Here is a 17,319-nt window from a genome sequence, read left to right on the forward strand (position 1 = left end):
TTTGGCATAACCCTATAACTTTCTGATATTTGATAAAAACAGAATAGATGCTTAGTGTGCCGCCCTTGTACGCACTGAGGTCGACGGTCTTCATGGATGGTTTTATCCAACAACTGCTCAACGGCTTGATGACGGGCAGTCTCTACGCGCTGGTAGCCCTGGGGTACACCATGGTCTACGGCATCCTGCGCATCATCAACTTCGCCCACGGCGATGTGCTGATGATCGGTGCGCTCGTGGGCTTGTCGATGATTCGCCTGTTGCAGGCGACCTGGCCGGCGTTGCCACCGCTGCTGGTGTTGCTGACGGCCACCTTGGTCGCCATGGCATTTTGTGCGGTGCTGGCGGTGGTGATCGAGCGCGTCGCTTATCGCCGGTTGCGTCACGCGCCGCGCCTGGCGCCGTTGATCAGCGGCATCGGGGTGTCGCTGCTTTTGCAAACCATCGCGATGCTGGTCTGGACCCGTAACCCGCAAATGTTCCCGCAACTGCTGCCGCTGGAACCCATCGAAGTACTGCCCGGCGTCTCCGCGCACCCCGCTGTCACCAACGCCACGGCCCTCACCACCATCGCCATTGCGCTGTCAGTGATGGTCGCGCTGCTGGTGCTGGTCGAGCGCACGCGCTTTGGCCGGGCCATGCGTGCCGTGGCGGAAAACCCCCAGGTCGCGAGCCTGATGGGCATCAACCCGAATCGGGTCATCGTGCTCACCTTCGCCATCGGCGGCGCCCTGGCGGCATTGGCCGGGGTAATGATGGCCAGCAACTACGGCAGCGCGCATTTCTACATGGGCTTTCTGCCGGGGATCAAAGCCTTCACCGCCGCGGTGCTGGGCGGTATCGGCAACCTCAAGGGCGCCATGCTCGGCGGCCTGTTGCTGGGGCTGATCGAAGCCCTGGGCACCGGCTACCTGGGCGCCGCCACCAACGGGGTGTTCGGCAGCAATTATCAGGATGTGTTTGCCTTTATCGTGCTGATCGCGGTGCTGGTGTTCCGTCCTTCGGGGCTGTTGGGCGAACGTCTGGCGATCCGCGCATGATCAACCCACTCACTTCCAATCAACGCGCCAGCCTGGGCCTGCTGCTGTTTGCCGTGGCCCTGGTGCTGGCACCGTGGATCGTCGGCCACGCCGGTGGCAACACCTGGGTGCGGACCCTGGATTTTGCCCTGCTGTACATCATGCTCGCCCTTGGCCTGAACATCGTGGTCGGTTATGCGGGGCTGCTGGACATGGGTTTCATCGCGTTCTACGCGGTGGGCGCCTACCTGGCCGCGTTGCTGTCGTCGCCCCATCTGCTGCAACAGTTTCCAGCCCTGGCGGCGTTGCTGCCGGCGGGCATGCACACCTCGATCTGGTTGATCCTGCCCCTGGGCGCCTTGCTCGCGGCGGGGTGCGGCATGGTGTTGGGTGCGCCGACCTTGCGCCTGCGCGGCGACTACCTGGCCATCGTCACCCTGGGCTTTGGCGAGATCATCCGTATCCTGCTGCGCAACCTCGACCGCCCGGTGAATATCACCAATGGCCCCAAAGGCATCGCCCAGGTCGATCCAGTGAACCTGCTCGGCGTGAACCTGGGCCGTACCCAGGAACTGTTCGGCCTGCGCCTGCCGTCGGTGTACCTCTATTACTACCTGTTCGCCGCGCTGGTGGTGCTGATTCTGTTTGCCTGCATTCGCCTGGAGCGCTCGCGCATCGGCCGTGCCTGGGTGGCCATCCGCGAGGACGAAGAAGCGGCCCAAGCCATGGGCGTGAACACCGTGCGCCTCAAATTGCTGGCGTTTGCGATTGGCGCCGCGTTCGGCGGGGTGAGCGGCGCGCTGTTCGCCTCGTTCCAGGGCTTCGTCTCGCCGGAATCGTTCACCCTCAACGAGTCCATTGCAGTGCTGGCGATGGTGGTGCTCGGCGGCATGGGCCATATCCCGGGGGTGATCCTCGGCTGCGTACTGCTGGCCGCGTTGCCTGAAGCGTTGCGCGCGAGCATGGGCCCGTTGCAACAGGCATTGTTCGGCCAAGTGCTGGTGGACCCGGAAATCATCCGCCAACTGTTCTACGGCCTCGCGTTGATCTTGGCGATGCTCTATCGACCCGCCGGGCTGTGGCCCAAAGGAGTGGCACGATGAACGCACCTCTGTTGCAGATTGACCGGGTCAACAAACACTTCGGGGGCGTGGCGGCGTTGACCGATGTGAGCCTGAGTATCCAGCCCGGCGAAATCTACGGGCTGATCGGCCCCAACGGCGCGGGCAAGACCACCTTCTTCAATGTCATGACCGGCCTCTATACCCCGGATTCCGGGCGCTTCCAGCTCGATGGCCGGGAGTACCGGCCGACCAGCGTGCATCAGGTGGCCGAAGCCGGCATTGCCCGCACGTTTCAGAATATCCGCTTGTTCAATGCCATGAGCGCCCTGGAAAACGTCATGGTCGGGCGCCATGTGCGCACCCGCAATGGCCTGTGGGCCGCCTTGAGCCGGCATCGCCGTGCTCGCGACGAGGAAGCCCAAACCCGTGCCCACGCCCATCGCCTGCTGGCGTATGTCGGGCTGGCGGGGTTCGCCCATTATCGCGCCGACAGCTTGAGCTACGGTCATCAGCGCCGCCTGGAAATCGCCCGCGCATTGGCCACCGAACCGCGCCTGCTGGCCCTGGATGAGCCGGCGGCGGGTATGAATGCCAGTGAAAAAGTGCAGTTGCGCGGCCTGCTGGAAAAGATCCGCGACGACGGCCATACCCTGCTGTTGATCGAGCACGACGTGAAGCTGGTGATGGGCGTATGCGACCGCATCAGCGTGCTCGATTACGGTCAAGTCATCGCCGTAGGGCCACCCGTCGAAGTGCGCCAGCACCCGGCAGTGATCCAGGCCTACCTGGGAGCCAGTGCCCATGTCTGAAGCCTTGTTGAACGTCGACGGTTTGCAGGTGCGCTACGGCGCCATCGAGGCGGTCAAATCCCTGGATTTGCACATTGCCGAGGGTGAGCGCGTCACGCTGATCGGTGCCAACGGTGCGGGCAAGACCTCCAGCCTCAAGGCGCTGATGGGTCTGCTGCCGGCCAGTCAGGGTGCAATCCGCTTTGCCGGGCGCTCGATCCTCGGCCAGGCGCCGGACCAGTTGCTGCGCCAGGGCATCGCCATGGTCCCGGAAGGGCGCGGAATTTTTGCGCGCATGAGCGTGCTGGAGAACCTCCAGTCCGGTGCGTTTTTGCGCCGTGACAACGAGCAGGTGCAGCGCGAAATGCGCCAGCTGTTCGAACACTTTCCGCGCCTGGAAGAGCGCCTGCAGCAGTCCGCCGGCCTGCTCTCGGGCGGTGAGCAACAGATGCTCGCCCTGGCCCGTGCGCTGCTGTCACGCCCGCGTTTGCTGATCCTCGATGAGCCGTCCATGGGCCTGGCGCCGATAATGGTGGAAAAAATCTTCCAGGTGATCGACGACGTGTGTCGCCAGGGCATGACCCTGCTGTTGGTGGAACAGAACGCACGGCTGGCCCTGCAAGTGACCGACCGCGCCTATGTGATGGACACCGGCCGCATCAGCCTCAGCGGGCCCTCCGCAGATTTGCTTGAACACCCCGAGGTGCGCAGCGCCTACCTCGGTGAATAACGGCTCGATGAAAAAACACCCATGACGCTACCGGACGCCCGGCGTGTTCCGACCCGCCCGAAAAGAAACAGGAACGACTGATGAAGACTTTCAACAAAACCGCACTGATTGGCCTGGCCCTGAGCAGCCTGGCGAGCGCCATGGCCCAGGCCGACCAGACCGTGCTGATCGGCCTGGCCGGTCCCTTGACCGGGCCCTCGGCCCGGATTGGTAAAGACCTGGAAAATGGCGCGCAACTGGCCATCGATCAGGCTAACGCCAAGCACCCGACAATCAATGGTGAGGCGGTGACCTTCAAGCTGGTGTCCGAAGACGACCAGTCCGACCCGCGCACCGCCGTGACCGTTGCCCAACGCTTGGTGGATGAGGGCGTGGTCGGCGTGGTCGGCCACTGGAACACCGGCACCAGCATCCCGGCTGCGCGGGTCTACCACGACGCCGGTATCGCCCAGGTGGCGCCGGTCGCTACCGGGCATGCCTACACCCAGCAGGGCTTCGACACCAGCTTTCGCATCATGGGCCACGACGACGATGGCGGCCAGGTGGCCGGCCGCTATGCGTTGAACACCTTGAAAGCCCAGCGTATTGCCGTGATCGACGACCGCACCGCATTCGGCCAGGGCCTGGCGGACCAGTTCGTCAAATCCATCGAGGCCGGTGGTGCCAAGGTGGTTGCCCGCGAATACGTGGACGACAAGACCATCGACTTCAGTGCCGTGCTGACCAATATTCGCAGCCAGAACCCTGACCTGATCTTCTTCGGCGGCGTCGACGCCCAGGCTGCACCGCTGGCCCGGCGTATCAAGCAGTTGGGGATCAAGGCACCGCTGATGGGCGCCGGTGGGTTTGTCAGCCAGACTTTCCTGCAGCTGGCGCAGAACGAAGGCGAGGGCGTGATTGCCTTGGAGCCGGGCCTGGCGATTGCGCAGATGCCGGGTGGCAAGGCGTTCGAACAGGCCTATAAAGAACGCTACAAAACCGCGATCGAACTGCATGCACCGTTTGCCTATGACGGCGTTGGTGTGTTGGTGGCGGCCATCGAGAAGGCCGGATCCACCGACCCACAGAAGTACCTGCCGGTGCTGCGCGCCATCAGCTATCCGGGCGTGACTGGCACGATTGCGTTCGATGCCGAGGGCAACTTGAAGCAACCGTCGTTCACCGTTTACCAGGTCAAGGCCAATCAATGGCAGCCGGTGAGTGTGGCGGGCGGCCAATAAACCCACCCCCTCTGCAGGTGCGAGCTGGCTCGCTCCTGCAAGGGTCAATGGAGAGATGCAATGAGCAAACTGGAAGGTGAACTGGGCATCCTTGCCCGGCGCCGGATCGAGGCGGAAATCATCAAGCCCATCTACGAGATCCTCAAGCGCGAGCAGGGCAAGGACTTTGCCGCCGCCGTGATCGGCGAAGCCGTGGGCAATGCGGCGATCCAGGCCGGCAAGCATTTTGCCGCACTGGAAGAGCAGGGCGCCGACCTTAAGAGCTTTGTGGAGTTGCAAGTGCTGTGGGAGAAGGATGACGCGCTCAAGGTCGAGATCATCGCCAGCGATGCCGAGCACTATGACTACGACGTCAAGCGCTGCCGCTACGCCGAGATGTACCACGAGATGGGCCTGGGCGAGATCGGCCACTTGCTGTCGTGCAACCGCGACGAGCTGTTTATCGTCGGCTACAACCCGAACATCGAACTGACCCGCACCCAGACCATCATGGGCGGCGCGCACCACTGCGACTTCCGTTATCGGGCCAAACCCCATGAGTAACCTGGCACGGGTCAACGGCGAACGCCTGTGGGCTTCGTTGATGGAGATGGCGCAGATCGGTGCCACCGAAAAGGGCGGTGTGTCACGCCTGGCATTGACCGACGAGGACCGGCGTGGCCGCGATCTGTTCGTGCACTGGTGCACTGCGGCCGGTTGCACGGTACGGGTGGACGCCATGGGCAATATATTTGCGCGTCGCGCCGGGCGCCATGACCACCTGGCGCCGGTGATGACCGGCTCCCACGGCGATTCCCAACCCTTCGGCGGCAAGTACGACGGCATCTATGGCGTACTCGCCGGAGTGGAAGTGCTGCGCACCCTGAACGACCTGGGGATTGAAACCGACCGGCCCATCGAAGTGGTCAACTGGACCAACGAAGAGGGCTCGCGCTTTGCCCCGGCGATGATTTCCTCCGGCGTCTACGCTGGCGTGTTCGACCTGGAATACGGGTTGTCCCGTGTGGACAAGGCCGGCGTGACCATCGGCCAGGCCTTGCAGCAGATTGGCTATGCCGGCCCCCACCCGGTGGGTGGCCAGGCGGTGCATGCCGCCTTTGAACTGCATATCGAACAAGGCCCGATCCTCGAAGCCCAGGGCATCACCATTGGCGTGGTCACCGGTGCCCAGGGCCAGCGTTGGTACGAAGTCGAATTGAGCGGGCGCAGCGCCCATGCCGGCACCACCCCGATGGACCATCGCCTGGATGCGCTGCTCGGTTTTGCCCGTGTGGTCGAGGCCGTGAATGGGCTGGGCCTGGAGCAGGGCGCGGAAGGACGGGCCACGGTGGGCATGGCGAATATCTTTCCCAACTCGCGCAACGTGGTGCCGGGACGGGTGTTTTTCAGCGTGGAATTCCGGCACCCGGACGAGGCCGTGCTGGCACGCCAGGACCAGCAATTGCGCGACGCCGTGGCGCACATCGCCGAAGGCATCGGCTTGCAGCACAGCGTTAAGCAGATCTTCCAGTACGCACCGATTGCCTTCGACAGCGATTGTGTAGAGGTGGTACGCGCGTCCGCCGAGGCGTTGGGCTACAGCCATCGGCCGATGATCTCCGGCGCCGGGCACGACGCCTGCTACCTGAACCAGGTGGCGCCGACCGCGATGATCTTCGTACCGTGCGTGGACGGGCTGAGCCATAACGAAGCGGAGGAGATCTCCCCCGAGTGGTCGACGGCAGGGGCGGATGTGTTGCTCCAGGCCATCCTGGCCAAGGCTGGGATCTAACGGTACATACAGGTCTGATGTGGGGGGGCAAACTCCCTCTAGACGCGCTACGTCGAAGAGGTAGGGGGCCTCCCCACAGTGATTCTTCATCGTCGGTGAGGTCAGCGGAAGAACTCACCGGGCGTGGCATCGAACTGCTGCCGAAACGCGTTGATGAACGCCGACGTGGACTCATAGCCACAGTTCAACGCCACATCCGTCACCCGCTCGCCTTGCTCCAGGGCGGGCAGGGCGCTCAATAACCTTAAACGCTGGCGCCAGGCCCGAAATGTCAGGCCGGTGTCCTTCAAAAACAGGCGGCTCAGCGTCTTTTCGCTGACCCCCAGTTTCTCGCTCCAGTGTCCCAGGGTAGTTTGCTGTTCCGGGCGCAGGCTCAAGCTGCGGTAGATCTGTCGCAACCTTGGGTCATGGGGCAATGGCAGCATCAAGTCGACCTTGGGCGCTGCGGCGAGTTGGTCGAGTACTACCTGGACCAGGCGCCCATCCGGCCCGTCCTCGGCATATTCCACCGGCAACTCGCTGAAGCTGCGGATCAACTCGCGCAGCAGGCTGCTCACCTCCAGCACCTGGCAGCGTTCGGCGGCCCAGGCGGTGACGCTGCAATCGAGGTACAGGCTGCGCATCTCGGTGTGGGGCGAGCTGTACACCCGATGCGGCATGCCCGCGGGGATCCACACCGCCCGCTGGGGCGGCGCGACGAAGCGGCCGGCGCTGGTCTGGATCTCCAGCACCCCGGAAATGGCGTAGGACAATTGCACCCACGGGTGGCTGTGCCGGCGGGTCAGGGCGCGGTTGGGCAGCGATTCGGTGCGCCCATACACCGGCCGTGGCAGGCTGGAAAGCCCAGGCACACTGCGGCGTACGGTATTGGCGTGTCCTTTAGGCGGCATTTACTGGCTCATTGGCGTTAGTCGGTAACAAGCCGTTACGTTAGAGTCGCCATGACGCTCTTGGCAACCCCCGGAAGATTCGCTTATGACTCGCCCCCGTTTTCTGCCCGACAACTTCACCCTGACCTTGATCGCCACGGTGATCCTCGCCTCCCTGCTGCCCGCCAGCGGACAGACCGCCGTGGCCTTCGGCTGGGTCACCAACCTGGCCATCGCGCTGTTGTTCTTTTTGCACGGCGCCAAGCTGTCGCGCCAGGCCATCGTCGCCGGCGCGGGCCATTGGCGTCTGCACCTGCTGGTGTTCAGCCTGACTTTTGTACTGTTCCCGCTGCTGGGCCTTGCGCTCAAGCCGGTGTTGTCGCCGCTGATCGGCAAGGACCTGTACATGGGCATGCTCTACCTCTGCGCCTTGCCGGCCACGGTGCAGTCGGCGATTGCCTTTACTTCGCTGGCACGGGGCAATATCCCGGCGGCGATCTGCAGCGCGGCGGCCTCCAGCCTGTTCGGCATCTTCCTCACGCCGTTGCTGGTGACGCTGTTGCTCAATGTGCACGGCGAGGGCAGCTCCACCGTCGATGCGATCCTGAAAATCAGCGTGCAACTGCTGCTGCCGTTTATCGCCGGGCAGATCGCCCGCCGCTGGATCGGCGCATGGGTGGGGCGCAATAAAGCCTGGCTGAAGTTCGTCGACCAGGGTTCGATCCTGCTGGTGGTGTACGGCGCGTTCAGCGAAGCGGTCAACGAAGGCATCTGGCACCAGATCCCGCTGTGGGAGCTGGGCGGCCTGGTGGTGGCCTGCTGCGTGTTGCTGGCCTTGGTGCTGGTGGCATCCACTCTGTTGGGCAAGGCCTTTGGCTTTAATCAGGAAGATCGCATCACCATCCTGTTCTGCGGCTCGAAGAAGAGCCTGGCCACGGGTGTGCCGATGGCCCAGGTGCTGTTCGCCGGGGCGAGCATGGGCGTGCTGATTTTGCCCTTGATGCTGTTTCACCAGATCCAGTTGATGGTCTGTGCGGCGTTGGCGCAGCGTTATGCCAAGCGGCCGGAGAGCATTCCGGAGTTGATGGCGCAGGTGGATCCTTAACCGTTTGTTGCGCTAAGACGAATAACCTCAAGTTAGTGCCTTTGCTGACGACTTACTTCCTAATAGCCCAGGAAGGAGTATCAGCATGCGTATCAACGGTTTTTCGGCAGCTACCTGTCTCCTTTGCCTTTGGGCAAGCACCTGCGGCGCGGCCCAGCCGGCGGGTCAAGGCACCATCAGTTTCACGGGCAGCATTGTCGAACCCTTGTGTGCGACAAATGCGCACAGCGGTGCCCGGATGGACGTGACAGGTTGCCCGAGCGCCAGCCGTGGCAATCGGTTCGATGTCCGCAGTATGGCGCCGGTCGCCAGCGTCAACGGGGCCAGTCTGCGGCTGGTGGCGGACAGCGGCAGCGGGCGTTATTACGACCAGACGTACCTGTTGGTGGACAGCCTCGGCAAGCCGATCCAGTCAGGCAACTACGTGGTCACCATGACGGCACCGTGACAAAACTGAGGGTATTTTGAGGGGGATGAACGTCAACAGACGGCCGATAAACCTATAGAATGCCGGGCGGCGGCGCTTGTCCTGGGTGGCCGCTTGATCATCGCCAGAGTACCTCGCCCTTCAATGAGCATTTCAGCCGCAACCCCCCAAGCCAACTGGCAACCGGTCATCGCCCTGGCGCTGGCCGCGTTTGTGTTCAATACCACTGAATTCGTCCCCGTCGGGCTGCTCAGCGCTATTGGCGCCAGCTTCGATATGCCCGTGTCCAGCGTCGGCCTGATGCTCACCATCTATGCCTGGATCGTGTCCCTGACCTCGCTGCCGGTGATGCTGCTGACCCGCAACGTCGAGCGACGCAAGCTGCTGATCGTGCTGTTCTGCCTGTTTATCGCCAGCCATATCCTTTCCAGCGTGGCCACCAGTTTCGGCCTGTTGATGGTCAGTCGCGTCGGCATTGCCTTGTCCCATGCGCTGTTCTGGTCGATCACCGCGTCCCTGGCGGTACGCCTGGCGCCGGAAGGCAAGCAGGTGCAAGCCCTCGGCCTGCTCGCCACCGGTACGTCCCTGGCGATGGTGCTGGGTATTCCCCTGGGGCGTCTGCTCGGCGAAGCCATGGGTTGGCGCACCACGTTCCTGGTGATCGGCGCGTTCGCCGCCGCCCTGGTGTTCTGGCTGGCGCGCACCTTGCCGTTGCTGCCGAGCCAGAACTCCGGCTCCCTGCGCAGCCTGCCACTGCTGTTCAAGCGTCCGGCGCTGGTGGCGTTGTATGTGCTCACCGCCATGACCGTGACCGCGCAATTCACCGCCTACAGCTACATCGAACCTTTCGTCGAAGGCGTGGCCGGCATGAGCGGCAGCGCGGTGACCCTGATCCTGCTGGTGTTCGGCGGCGCGGGCATCATCGGCTCGCTGCTGTTCAGCCTGGTGCACCGCCTCAACCCCCACCTGTTTGTGGTCGGCGCGGTGTTTATCCTGGCCGCGTGCCTGGCGCTGATGCTGCCCTTGAGCGGCGCCGAGTCGTACCTGGTGATCCTCAGTGTGTTCTGGGGCATGGCGATCATGGGCTTCGGCCTGGCCATGCAGTCCAAGGTGCTGGTGCTGGCCCCGGACGCCACCGACGTGGCCATGGCAATGTTCTCCGGTATCTACAACATCGGCATTGGCGGTGGCGCCCTGATGGGCAGCTGGGTCGGCAGCCACATCGGCTTCGCCTGGGTCGGCGTGGCGGGCGGGTTGCTGGCGGCGCTGGCGTTGATCGGGTATTGCCTGGCGATTCGCAAGTTTGGGACCGGAGTTGTGCAGGACTGACGTGCGAAGTGCCGCAGATTAAATAGAACCAGACAAGTCTTACAGGGCCCCTCAATGCCCATTGCTACCGTCGCCCAGGACCGCCCACAGCCTGTGGTGACGGCGCTTGAACAGCAATGGAGTCGACTGTGCAAAAACGTTTGACCGCAGAGTTTCTGGGTACCTTCTGGCTGACCTTCGGGGGATGTGGCAGTGCCATTCTAGCGGCCGCATTTCCTGGGTTGGGCATCGGTTTCGCAGGGGTTTCCCTGGCATTCGGGCTCACCGTGCTGACCATGGCCTATGCCGTGGGTGGCATCTCCGGGGGGCATTTCAATCCGGCCGTGACCATCGGCCTGTGGGTGGGGCGCCGCCTGTGCGGTGGTGATGTGCTGCCCTACATCGCGGCGCAGGTCATTGGCGCGCTGGCTGCGGCTGCGGCGCTGTACGTGATTGCCAACGGCCAGCCCGGTTTCGACATGGGGGGCTTTGCCGCCAACGGCTACGGCGCGCTGAGTCCGGGCCTGTTCGATATGAAGGCGGCGTTGCTGGCCGAAGTCATCGCCACGTTCTTCTTTGTGCTGATCATCATGCGCGTCACCGCACCAGGCGCGGCCGCCGGCTTTGCGCCGATTGCCATCGGCCTGGCACTGACCCTGATTCACCTGATCCTGATCCCGGTGACCAACACCTCGGTCAACCCTGCGCGCAGTACCGGGCCGGCGTTGTTTGCCGGCGGTGAGTACATTGCGCAGCTGTGGTTGTTCTGGCTGGCGCCGATAGTGGGTGGGGTGCTGGGGGCCTGGGTGGCGCGTGGCCTGACGGTGAATGCGCCACAGGGCTGACGTCGGGATCAGGCCACCGGAATCAGCGGGTCAGCCGCCGCCAGGGCGGTGGCCCGTTCGGCGGCTGGCGGGTAGATCCACACCGTGTTGATCTGCTGCTTGAGCTCCTTGGCTTCCTGGCCCACCAGCTTGAGTTGACGATCCCAGCCCTCGGTGTACACCGCGCCCCAGGCCCCGAGGTCGAGGCAGGTGACGTATTTGGGCTGGCTGTAGGTCATCGGGGCCACGCCGATCAGGTCGGCGGCGACGTTGTTGCCGGCGTAGCGGCCCAGGGCGATGGCGTGCTGGCAGGACATGCCGGCGAAGTGACCGAGGTCGTCGGTGGCGGCGTAGGCCACATCACCGGCGGCAAAGACATCGGCCTGGCCCTTCACCTTGAGGTTGCCGTCCACATGCAGGCGGCCCTGGGGGTCATGGCTGCCGCTGAACTGTTCGGTCAGCGGGTTGGCGCGAAAGCCGATGGTCCAGATCACGGTGCTGGACTCGATGCGCTGCCCATCGGCCAGGGTCACGCCGCCGGCATCCACCGCGGCCACGGAGGTGTTCAATCGCCATTCGAGGCCCAGGTGTTGGCTGGCTTCGACGATGGACGGGCGAATGCCATCGCCCATGGATGCCCCGATCTGCGGGCCACGGTCCACCACGATCACACGGATAGTGGCGTCGTCACCCAGTGCTGCGCGCAGGCGTGCCGGCATTTCGGTGGCGGTCTCGATCCCGGTAAACCCGCCGCCGGCCACCACCACGGTGTTGCGTGCCGGGCTGTCGGGCAGGTTTTTCAAACCCTTGATATGGGCTTCGAGGCGCGTGGCGTCTTCGATCTGGTCTACATCGAACACGTGCTGGAGGCCTTCCATCTGCGGGCGATTGAGACGACTGCCGGCGGCCAGCACCAGGCGGTCGTACTTGACGGTGGTGGGGATGCCTGCCGTGTTGCGGTAGGTCACCTGCTTGCCGTGTTCATCGATGCGGTCGGCGGCGCCCTCGATGAAGTCCACGCCGACTGCCGCAAACAATGGGCCCAGCGGTGCCTGCATGGCATGCACGTCGGCCTCGTAGAAACGTGGGCGAATACGTAGCGCCGGCTGTGGGGCCAGGACGCTGATCTGCACGTCATGGCGATCATGTTTATCCAGCAGGCGCGCGGCGCTCAAGGCGCTCCAGACACCGCCGAACCCGGCGCCGATGATAAGGATGTGCTGCTTCATGGGGATGCTCCAGGGACCAGGTCGATACGATTGCTCAAGGCGCAATGCGTTACCGGCCTACTCTAAGAGCGCCGCGGTTTGGCGGGTAGGACAGAAAACCCTGAATAACTGCCAAGCGGCCTGCCGTCAGCGGGAAAAGCGCGCGCGGTAGTCGCGAGGGGAAATCGCAAGGTGGCGATGGAAGGTGTAGCGCATGCGTTCTTCATCGCCAAAGCCACACAGGTGCGCCACCTGGTCGATGTTGCGCTGGGAGTCTTCCAGCAGGCGCCGTGCCGCCTCCACGCGAAACAACTCGATGGCCTTGGCCGGGGTGCGCCCGGTTTTTTGCTTGTAGACCCGGGCGAAGTTGCGCGGGCTCATGCGGCTTTGTTCCGCCAGGCGCTCCACCGTAAGCTCGCGGTCGCTGAGGTTGTCGGCGATCCACAGGTGCAACGCATCGAAACCGGCAGTGTCGTCGGTCTGGGCTTGCAGCAGTTGGCTGAACTGGGCCTGGCCGCCGGGCCTTTTGAGAAACACCACCAGTTCCCGCGCCACTTGCAGGGCGACGTGACGCCCGCAATCGGCCTCTACCAACGCCAGCGCAAGGTCGATGCCGGCACTCACGCCTGCCGACGTCCACACATTGCCTTGCTGGACAAAGATCGCGTCCATGTCCACATCGATGCTGGGGAACCCGCGCTTGAGCATGTCGCACATCGCCCAGTGCGTGGCAGCACGCCGGCCCTGGAGCAAGCCGGCCTGGGCCAGCAGGAAGGTGCCGCTGCACACCGAGGCCGTGCGACGGGCCCGAGTGGAGGCGTGACGCAGCCAGTCCACCAGGTCGGTGTTGGCGGCCAGCGCCTGTTGAATGGCGGGGGCGCCGGGTACGATCAAGGTGTCCAGGGCGGCGGGGTCAAATTGCGCCAATGGCAGGGTGTCGACGCTCAATCCTTCGGCCGTTGGCATCAAGCCGCCCGCCAGGCTGGCGGTGTGCACCACATAGCCCGGCAGGCCACGCTCGACCATGGCCTTGGTGGCAGCCCAGAACACGGTCTGGGCACCGGTCAGGTCGAGCAGGCCCATTTGCGGGTAGGCCAGGAACACCAAGGTGCGCGACTGGCCGAGCGGCTGGACGGGGTTCATAGCGCCGACAACACCGCCTCGAGTTTTTCCTGGTCCCGTGCAAACTGTCGAATCCCTTCCGCGAGTTTCTCAGTGGCCATCGCATCTTCGTTCGAGGCCCAGCGGAACTGCGCTTCGTTCATTGGCTGGCGTGCTTCACCTTCGGTCACCGGCACCAATTTGCGCGCCAGCGTGCCCTGGTCTTCGTCGAGCTTCTGCAGCAGCTCCGGGCTGATGGTCAGGCGATCGCACCCGGCCAGCTGTTCGATCTGGCTGAGGGTGCGGAAGCTTGCGCCCATCACCACGGTGTTGATCTGGTTGGCCTTGTAGTAGTTGTAGATGCGCGTCACCGATTGCACGCCCGGGTCATCAGCGCCGGTGTAGTCCAGGCCGGTGTTCTTGCGGTACCAGTCGTAGATGCGGCCCACGAACGGTGAGATCAGGAACACCCCGGCATCGGCGCAGGCCTGGGCCTGGGCGAACGAGAACAGGAGGGTGAGGTTGGTCTGGATGCCGGCTTTTTCCAGGCGTTCGGCCGTGCGGATGCCTTCCCAGGTGGAGGCGAGCTTGATCAGCACGCGGTCGCGGCTGATACCGGCCTTGTCGTACAGGGCGATCAACTGGTTGGCCTTGGCCCACAGCGCGTCTTCATCGAAGGACAGGCGCGCGTCGACTTCGGTGGAAATACGCCCGGGAATGACCTTCAAAATGCCGGCACCCACTGACACCGCGAAGTGGTCGCAGGCCAGGCCGACGTCGCCCTTGGCCAGGTTGACGGCATTGCGCAGCAGCTCGGCGTATTCCGGGATCGCGGCGGCCTTGAGCAGCAGCGATGGGTTGGTGGTGGCGTCCACCGGACGCAGGCGGCTGATGGCTTCCAGGTCGCCGGTGTCGCAGACCACGGTGGTGAATTGCTTGAGTTGTTCGAGCTTGGACGTCATGAGCGGCAATCTCCAAAAAAGGTTATTGGTTGAGGGCCTGTGCGGTGTCCAGGTCGGTGATCAGGATGTCCAGGTAGCCGCCCTTGAGCGCGCCACGAATGGCCTGGACCTTGTTCAGCCCGCCGGCCAGGCCGAGCACGCGGTGGATACTGCGCAGCTTGGGCAGCGCCACCGAGACCACGAATTCTTCATCCTCCTCCAGCACCGGCTTGCCCTGGGCATCGAAGTAACGCAGGCAGATATCGCCGACGGCACCGCGCTCGGCCAGCAGGCGCAGCATTTCCTCGGTGTAGTAGTTGCCACTGTTGCGCAGCAACTGCGAGGGTTCCAGGTCGCCGATGCCGACGATCGCCAGGGTGATGCTGTCAAAGCGTTGCAGCACTTCCTTGACCTCTTCCATCTGCACGATGCGCTGCTTACTCTCCACCGATTGCTCGATGCTTTGCGACGGCAGCAGGAACGCCGGGCAGTTGAGCAGGGTGGCCAGGCGTTGGGTGAGCAGGGTGGCTTCAAACGCGCCTTTGTTGCCGACGCCGCCCAACAGTTGTACCACTTCCTGGGCGCCTTGTTTGCCCGGCTGGGCATGCAGGTGGCCGACCATGGCGCGAATGGTGCTGCTCCACGACGAAATGCCGATATGGTCCTGGGGCGACAGGCTGGTCTCCAGGTAGTGGGCAGCCGCCGAGCCGATGGCTTGCTTGATGCTTTCATCGTTGCCGGGCTCGGTGGCTTCCACCACGATCACCTGGCGCACGTCGTAGCGGCGTTGCAATTGGTTTTCCAGCTCCAGGTGCAGGCCTTGCAGGCGCATCACGCTGATCTTCACCACGCCTTCCTGCAGCGCCCGGCGCAGGGCGCGGCTGATAAAGGATTGGGACAGGTCCAGCTGTGCGGAAATCTCGGACTGCTTGAGCCCGTCTTCGTAATAGAGGCTCGCGATCTTGGTGATCAGGCGCTGTTCTTCGATCTGGCTCATGAAGGCCTCGGTGATGACATCAATGCGGGTGAGGATACCAAACCCTTACGACATGATCAGGCCGCCGTCGATATTGATCGCCTGGCCGGTCAGGTAGGCCGCGTCATCCGAGGCCAGGAACGCCACCAGGCCGGCGACATCCGAGGGCTTGCCGGCCCGGCGCAGGGGGATGTTCCTCACCCATTCGGCCATCAGTTCACCCTTGCCGTAGCGTTTTTCGTCGGTGCTGAGGATCTCGCCCCACACGCGGTCGTTGTAGTCCCACATCTCGCTTTCGATGATGCCGGGGCAGAACGCGTTCACGGTGATGTTATGCCGCGCCAGTTCCAGCGCCAGGCTCTGGGTAATGCCGATCACGCCCATTTTGCTCGCAGCATAGTGCGGCGTGTAGATAAACCCCTGGCGGCCCTGGCCGGACGAGGTGTTGATCAAGCGCCCGCTGCCTTGCTTGACCATGTACTTGGCCGCCTCGCGGCAACCCAGCCACACGCCGGTGGTGTTGACCTGCAGCACCTTGTCGAAATCGGCGCGGGGCATCTTGTCGTAGTGGTCGATGGTGATGATGCCGGCGTTCTGCACCGACACGTCGATGCTGCCGAAGCGTGCGTGACCCTCGCGGTAGAGGGTTTCGATGTCTTCTTCGCGGGTCACGTCGATGCCCAGGGCCAGGGTGTCGACCTTGTATTCCCGGGCCAGTTGGTCGGCGGTGAATGTCACGCGCTCCAGGTCGTTGGAGGCCAGCACCAGGTTGGCACCTTCCTGGGCGAAGCGCTCGGCAATGCCGGCACCGATGCCACGGCAGGCGCCGGTGATCACGATGGTTTTACCGCTGAAACGTTGCGACATGACAAAACTCCTTACCAGCAGACAAAACCACCATCGACCAGCAGGTCGACACCGGTGCAGAAAGACGAGGCCTGGCTGACCAGGAAAATCGCCGGGCCGACCATTTCGTCCACGCTGGCCATGCGGCCCATGGGCGTGGTCTGTTCAAAGATCTTCACCTGGTCGGCGACTTCCGGGCGAGAGTTCATCGGCGTGGCGGTGTAGCCGGGGCTGATGCAGTTGACCCGAAGGCCTTTGTCGGCCCATTCCATCGCCAGGCTTTTACTCAGGTGGATCACCCCGGCCTTGGAGGTGTTGTAGTGCGCCTGCAACAGGCCGCGGTTGACGATGCTGCCGGACATGGAGGCGATATTGACGATAGCGCCCTTGCCACGCGGCAACATCACTGCGGCCTGGGCCTGGCAACTGAGGAAGATGCCGGTGAGGTTGATGTCCAGGGTGGTTTGCCAGCGTTGCAGCTCCAGGTCTTCGGCGGCCTGGGCATTGGCGATGCCGGCGCAGTTGACGGCCACGCTGAGTGGGCCGAGCTCATCCTCGGTGCGCGCGACCGCTGCATCCAGGGCGGCCCGCTCGGTGACCGTGCCGCTGAGGGCCAGGGCGCGCCGGCCCAGGGCCTGGATGCGTTCTACCGTGCTGGCGATGCCGGGGCTGCCCGGAAGATCAAAGCAGGCTACATCGGCACCGGCTTCAGCGAGCCCGACGGCGATAGCCTGGCCAATGCCGCTGCCGGCGCCGGTGACAAAGGCCACTTGGCCTTGAAGACTAAAAAGCTGCATGACTAACTCCAATTTTTGAAATCACAGTAGACCCCTTGTGGGAGGGGGCTTGCTCCCGATAGCGCTGGTTCAGTTACAGATGCATCTACTGAAACTCCCTCATCGGGGGCAAGCCCCCTCCCACAGTTGGATCTGTGTAGGTCTTTGGTTATGCGGTAGCCATTTCCATCACCGAAACCGGGATGGCCTCGCCGCGCTCCAGAGTCCCCGTCTAACAAGTTGCCTGGATAACTCCAATCTTGAAATTCCAGTAGATCTCCTGTGGGAGGGGGCTTGCTCCCGATAGCGGTGGTTCAGTGACAGATGCATCTGCTGACACTCCCTC

The 17,319-nt window shown here is 63.6% G+C and carries 18 protein-coding genes; 11 read left to right on the top strand and 7 right to left on the bottom strand.

Annotated elements, in window-relative coordinates:
* Positions 1-92: 92 nt before the first annotated feature.
* The 7 genes from AC07OT_RS24965 to AC07OT_RS24995 all read left to right on the top strand — a co-directional run bounded on the left by AC07OT_RS24965 (position 93) and on the right by AC07OT_RS24995 (position 6,592).
* Positions 93-1,040: a branched-chain amino acid ABC transporter permease gene (locus AC07OT_RS24965; RefSeq protein WP_065941813.1), complete on the top strand. Its 948-nt coding sequence runs from the start codon at positions 93-95 to the stop codon at positions 1,038-1,040.
* Entirely contained in the window at positions 1,037-2,122 is a 1,086-nt protein-coding gene (locus AC07OT_RS24970) for an ABC transporter permease subunit (RefSeq protein ID WP_495109301.1), read from the top strand. The genes AC07OT_RS24965 and AC07OT_RS24970 overlap by 4 nt, the downstream gene beginning before the upstream one ends.
* Entirely contained in the window at positions 2,119-2,892 is a 774-nt protein-coding gene (locus AC07OT_RS24975) for an ABC transporter ATP-binding protein (protein ID WP_115488598.1), read from the top strand. The genes AC07OT_RS24970 and AC07OT_RS24975 overlap by 4 nt, the downstream gene beginning before the upstream one ends.
* Positions 2,885-3,601: an ABC transporter ATP-binding protein gene (locus AC07OT_RS24980; RefSeq protein WP_065941816.1), complete on the top strand. Its 717-nt coding sequence runs from the start codon at positions 2,885-2,887 to the stop codon at positions 3,599-3,601. Before AC07OT_RS24975 ends, AC07OT_RS24980 begins: the two co-directional genes overlap by 8 nt.
* 80 nt (positions 3,602-3,681) lie before the next feature.
* On the top strand, positions 3,682-4,821 hold the full coding sequence (locus tag AC07OT_RS24985; protein WP_065948080.1) for a branched-chain amino acid ABC transporter substrate-binding protein: 1,140 nt from the start codon (positions 3,682-3,684) through the stop codon (positions 4,819-4,821).
* A 60-nt stretch (positions 4,822-4,881) separates the two neighbouring features.
* Positions 4,882-5,364, top strand: coding sequence for an L-2-amino-thiazoline-4-carboxylic acid hydrolase (locus AC07OT_RS24990; protein WP_027607276.1), 483 nt, complete (start codon positions 4,882-4,884; stop codon positions 5,362-5,364).
* Positions 5,357-6,592 (top strand): Zn-dependent hydrolase, encoded by a 1,236-nt coding sequence (locus tag AC07OT_RS24995; protein WP_027607275.1) that lies wholly within the window; start codon positions 5,357-5,359, stop codon positions 6,590-6,592. Before AC07OT_RS24990 ends, AC07OT_RS24995 begins: the two co-directional genes overlap by 8 nt.
* 101 nt (positions 6,593-6,693) lie before the next feature.
* Here the strand turns inward: AC07OT_RS24995 and AC07OT_RS25000 are convergent, their stop codons facing one another.
* Entirely contained in the window at positions 6,694-7,482 is a 789-nt protein-coding gene (locus AC07OT_RS25000; protein WP_115488601.1) for an AraC family transcriptional regulator, read from the bottom strand.
* 85 nt (positions 7,483-7,567) lie between these two features.
* On the opposite strand from AC07OT_RS25000, the gene AC07OT_RS25005 reads away from it, so the two are divergent.
* The 4 genes from AC07OT_RS25005 (at position 7,568) to aqpZ (ending at position 11,146) form a co-directional block, all read left to right on the top strand.
* Complete coding sequence (locus tag AC07OT_RS25005) at positions 7,568-8,566, top strand: bile acid:sodium symporter family protein (protein ID WP_027607273.1); 999 nt, start codon at positions 7,568-7,570, stop codon at positions 8,564-8,566.
* Positions 8,567-8,651: 85 nt separating this feature from the next.
* Complete coding sequence (locus AC07OT_RS25010) at positions 8,652-9,014, top strand: hypothetical protein (RefSeq protein ID WP_092357403.1); 363 nt, start codon at positions 8,652-8,654, stop codon at positions 9,012-9,014.
* Positions 9,015-9,137: 123 nt separating this feature from the next.
* Positions 9,138-10,322: a sugar transporter gene (locus tag AC07OT_RS25015; RefSeq protein ID WP_495109302.1), complete on the top strand. Its 1,185-nt coding sequence runs from the start codon at positions 9,138-9,140 to the stop codon at positions 10,320-10,322.
* Between the two features lie 128 nt (positions 10,323-10,450).
* Positions 10,451-11,146, top strand: coding sequence for an aquaporin Z (gene aqpZ / locus AC07OT_RS25020; RefSeq protein WP_413771018.1), 696 nt, complete (start codon positions 10,451-10,453; stop codon positions 11,144-11,146).
* Positions 11,147-11,154: 8 nt separating this feature from the next.
* On the opposite strand, the gene AC07OT_RS25025 is transcribed toward aqpZ, so the two are convergent.
* From AC07OT_RS25025 to AC07OT_RS25050, 6 genes are all read right to left on the bottom strand, one after another.
* Positions 11,155-12,354 (bottom strand): NAD(P)/FAD-dependent oxidoreductase, encoded by a 1,200-nt coding sequence (locus AC07OT_RS25025; RefSeq protein WP_495101676.1) that lies wholly within the window; start codon positions 12,352-12,354, stop codon positions 11,155-11,157.
* Between the two features lie 126 nt (positions 12,355-12,480).
* Positions 12,481-13,476, bottom strand: coding sequence for a GlxA family transcriptional regulator (locus AC07OT_RS25030; RefSeq protein ID WP_065924575.1), 996 nt, complete (start codon positions 13,474-13,476; stop codon positions 12,481-12,483).
* Positions 13,473-14,396: a transaldolase gene (gene tal, locus AC07OT_RS25035; protein ID WP_065941825.1), complete on the bottom strand. Its 924-nt coding sequence runs from the start codon at positions 14,394-14,396 to the stop codon at positions 13,473-13,475. The genes AC07OT_RS25030 and tal overlap by 4 nt, the downstream gene beginning before the upstream one ends.
* A gap of 22 nt (positions 14,397-14,418) precedes the next feature.
* The gene (locus AC07OT_RS25040) at positions 14,419-15,372 is read right to left on the bottom strand and encodes a sugar-binding transcriptional regulator (protein WP_495109303.1); all 954 of its coding nucleotides are present in this window, start codon (positions 15,370-15,372) and stop codon (positions 14,419-14,421) included.
* 45 nt (positions 15,373-15,417) lie between these two features.
* Positions 15,418-16,218, bottom strand: a complete 801-nt coding sequence (locus tag AC07OT_RS25045) for an SDR family oxidoreductase (protein ID WP_027607266.1) — start codon at positions 16,216-16,218, stop codon at positions 15,418-15,420.
* 11 nt (positions 16,219-16,229) lie between these two features.
* A complete protein-coding gene (locus AC07OT_RS25050) occupies positions 16,230-16,994 on the bottom strand; it encodes an SDR family oxidoreductase (RefSeq protein WP_065941826.1) in 765 nt (254 codons plus the stop codon).
* Positions 16,995-17,319: the final 325 nt, after the last annotated feature.

The organism is Pseudomonas sp. GW821-FHT09C10 (assembly GCF_059418085.1).

What these genes read in the sequence shown, in the direction of transcription:
- AC07OT_RS24970 (WP_495109301.1), top strand. Translation starts at nt 1,037, where the DNA reads ATGATCAACCCACTCACTTCCAATCAACGCGCCAGCCTGGGCCTGCTG.
- AC07OT_RS24990 (WP_027607276.1), top strand. Translation starts at nt 4,882, where the DNA reads ATGAGCAAACTGGAAGGTGAACTGGGCATCCTTGCCCGGCGCCGGATC.
- AC07OT_RS24980 (WP_065941816.1), top strand. Translation starts at nt 2,885, where the DNA reads ATGTCTGAAGCCTTGTTGAACGTCGACGGTTTGCAGGTGCGCTACGGC.
- AC07OT_RS25010 (WP_092357403.1), top strand. Translation starts at nt 8,652, where the DNA reads ATGCGTATCAACGGTTTTTCGGCAGCTACCTGTCTCCTTTGCCTTTGG.
- AC07OT_RS25025 (WP_495101676.1), bottom strand. Translation starts at nt 12,354, where the DNA reads ATGAAGCAGCACATCCTTATCATCGGCGCCGGGTTCGGCGGTGTCTGG.
- AC07OT_RS25045 (WP_027607266.1), bottom strand. Translation starts at nt 16,218, where the DNA reads ATGTCGCAACGTTTCAGCGGTAAAACCATCGTGATCACCGGCGCCTGC.
- AC07OT_RS24995 (WP_027607275.1), top strand. Translation starts at nt 5,357, where the DNA reads ATGAGTAACCTGGCACGGGTCAACGGCGAACGCCTGTGGGCTTCGTTG.
- AC07OT_RS25000 (WP_115488601.1), bottom strand. Translation starts at nt 7,482, where the DNA reads ATGCCGCCTAAAGGACACGCCAATACCGTACGCCGCAGTGTGCCTGGG.
- AC07OT_RS25015 (WP_495109302.1), top strand. Translation starts at nt 9,138, where the DNA reads ATGAGCATTTCAGCCGCAACCCCCCAAGCCAACTGGCAACCGGTCATC.
- AC07OT_RS25030 (WP_065924575.1), bottom strand. Translation starts at nt 13,476, where the DNA reads ATGAACCCCGTCCAGCCGCTCGGCCAGTCGCGCACCTTGGTGTTCCTG.
- tal (WP_065941825.1), bottom strand. Translation starts at nt 14,396, where the DNA reads ATGACGTCCAAGCTCGAACAACTCAAGCAATTCACCACCGTGGTCTGC.
- AC07OT_RS24965 (WP_065941813.1), top strand. Translation starts at nt 93, where the DNA reads ATGGATGGTTTTATCCAACAACTGCTCAACGGCTTGATGACGGGCAGT.
- AC07OT_RS25050 (WP_065941826.1), bottom strand. Translation starts at nt 16,994, where the DNA reads ATGCAGCTTTTTAGTCTTCAAGGCCAAGTGGCCTTTGTCACCGGCGCC.
- AC07OT_RS24975 (WP_115488598.1), top strand. Translation starts at nt 2,119, where the DNA reads ATGAACGCACCTCTGTTGCAGATTGACCGGGTCAACAAACACTTCGGG.
- AC07OT_RS24985 (WP_065948080.1), top strand. Translation starts at nt 3,682, where the DNA reads ATGAAGACTTTCAACAAAACCGCACTGATTGGCCTGGCCCTGAGCAGC.
- AC07OT_RS25040 (WP_495109303.1), bottom strand. Translation starts at nt 15,372, where the DNA reads ATGAGCCAGATCGAAGAACAGCGCCTGATCACCAAGATCGCGAGCCTC.
- AC07OT_RS25005 (WP_027607273.1), top strand. Translation starts at nt 7,568, where the DNA reads ATGACTCGCCCCCGTTTTCTGCCCGACAACTTCACCCTGACCTTGATC.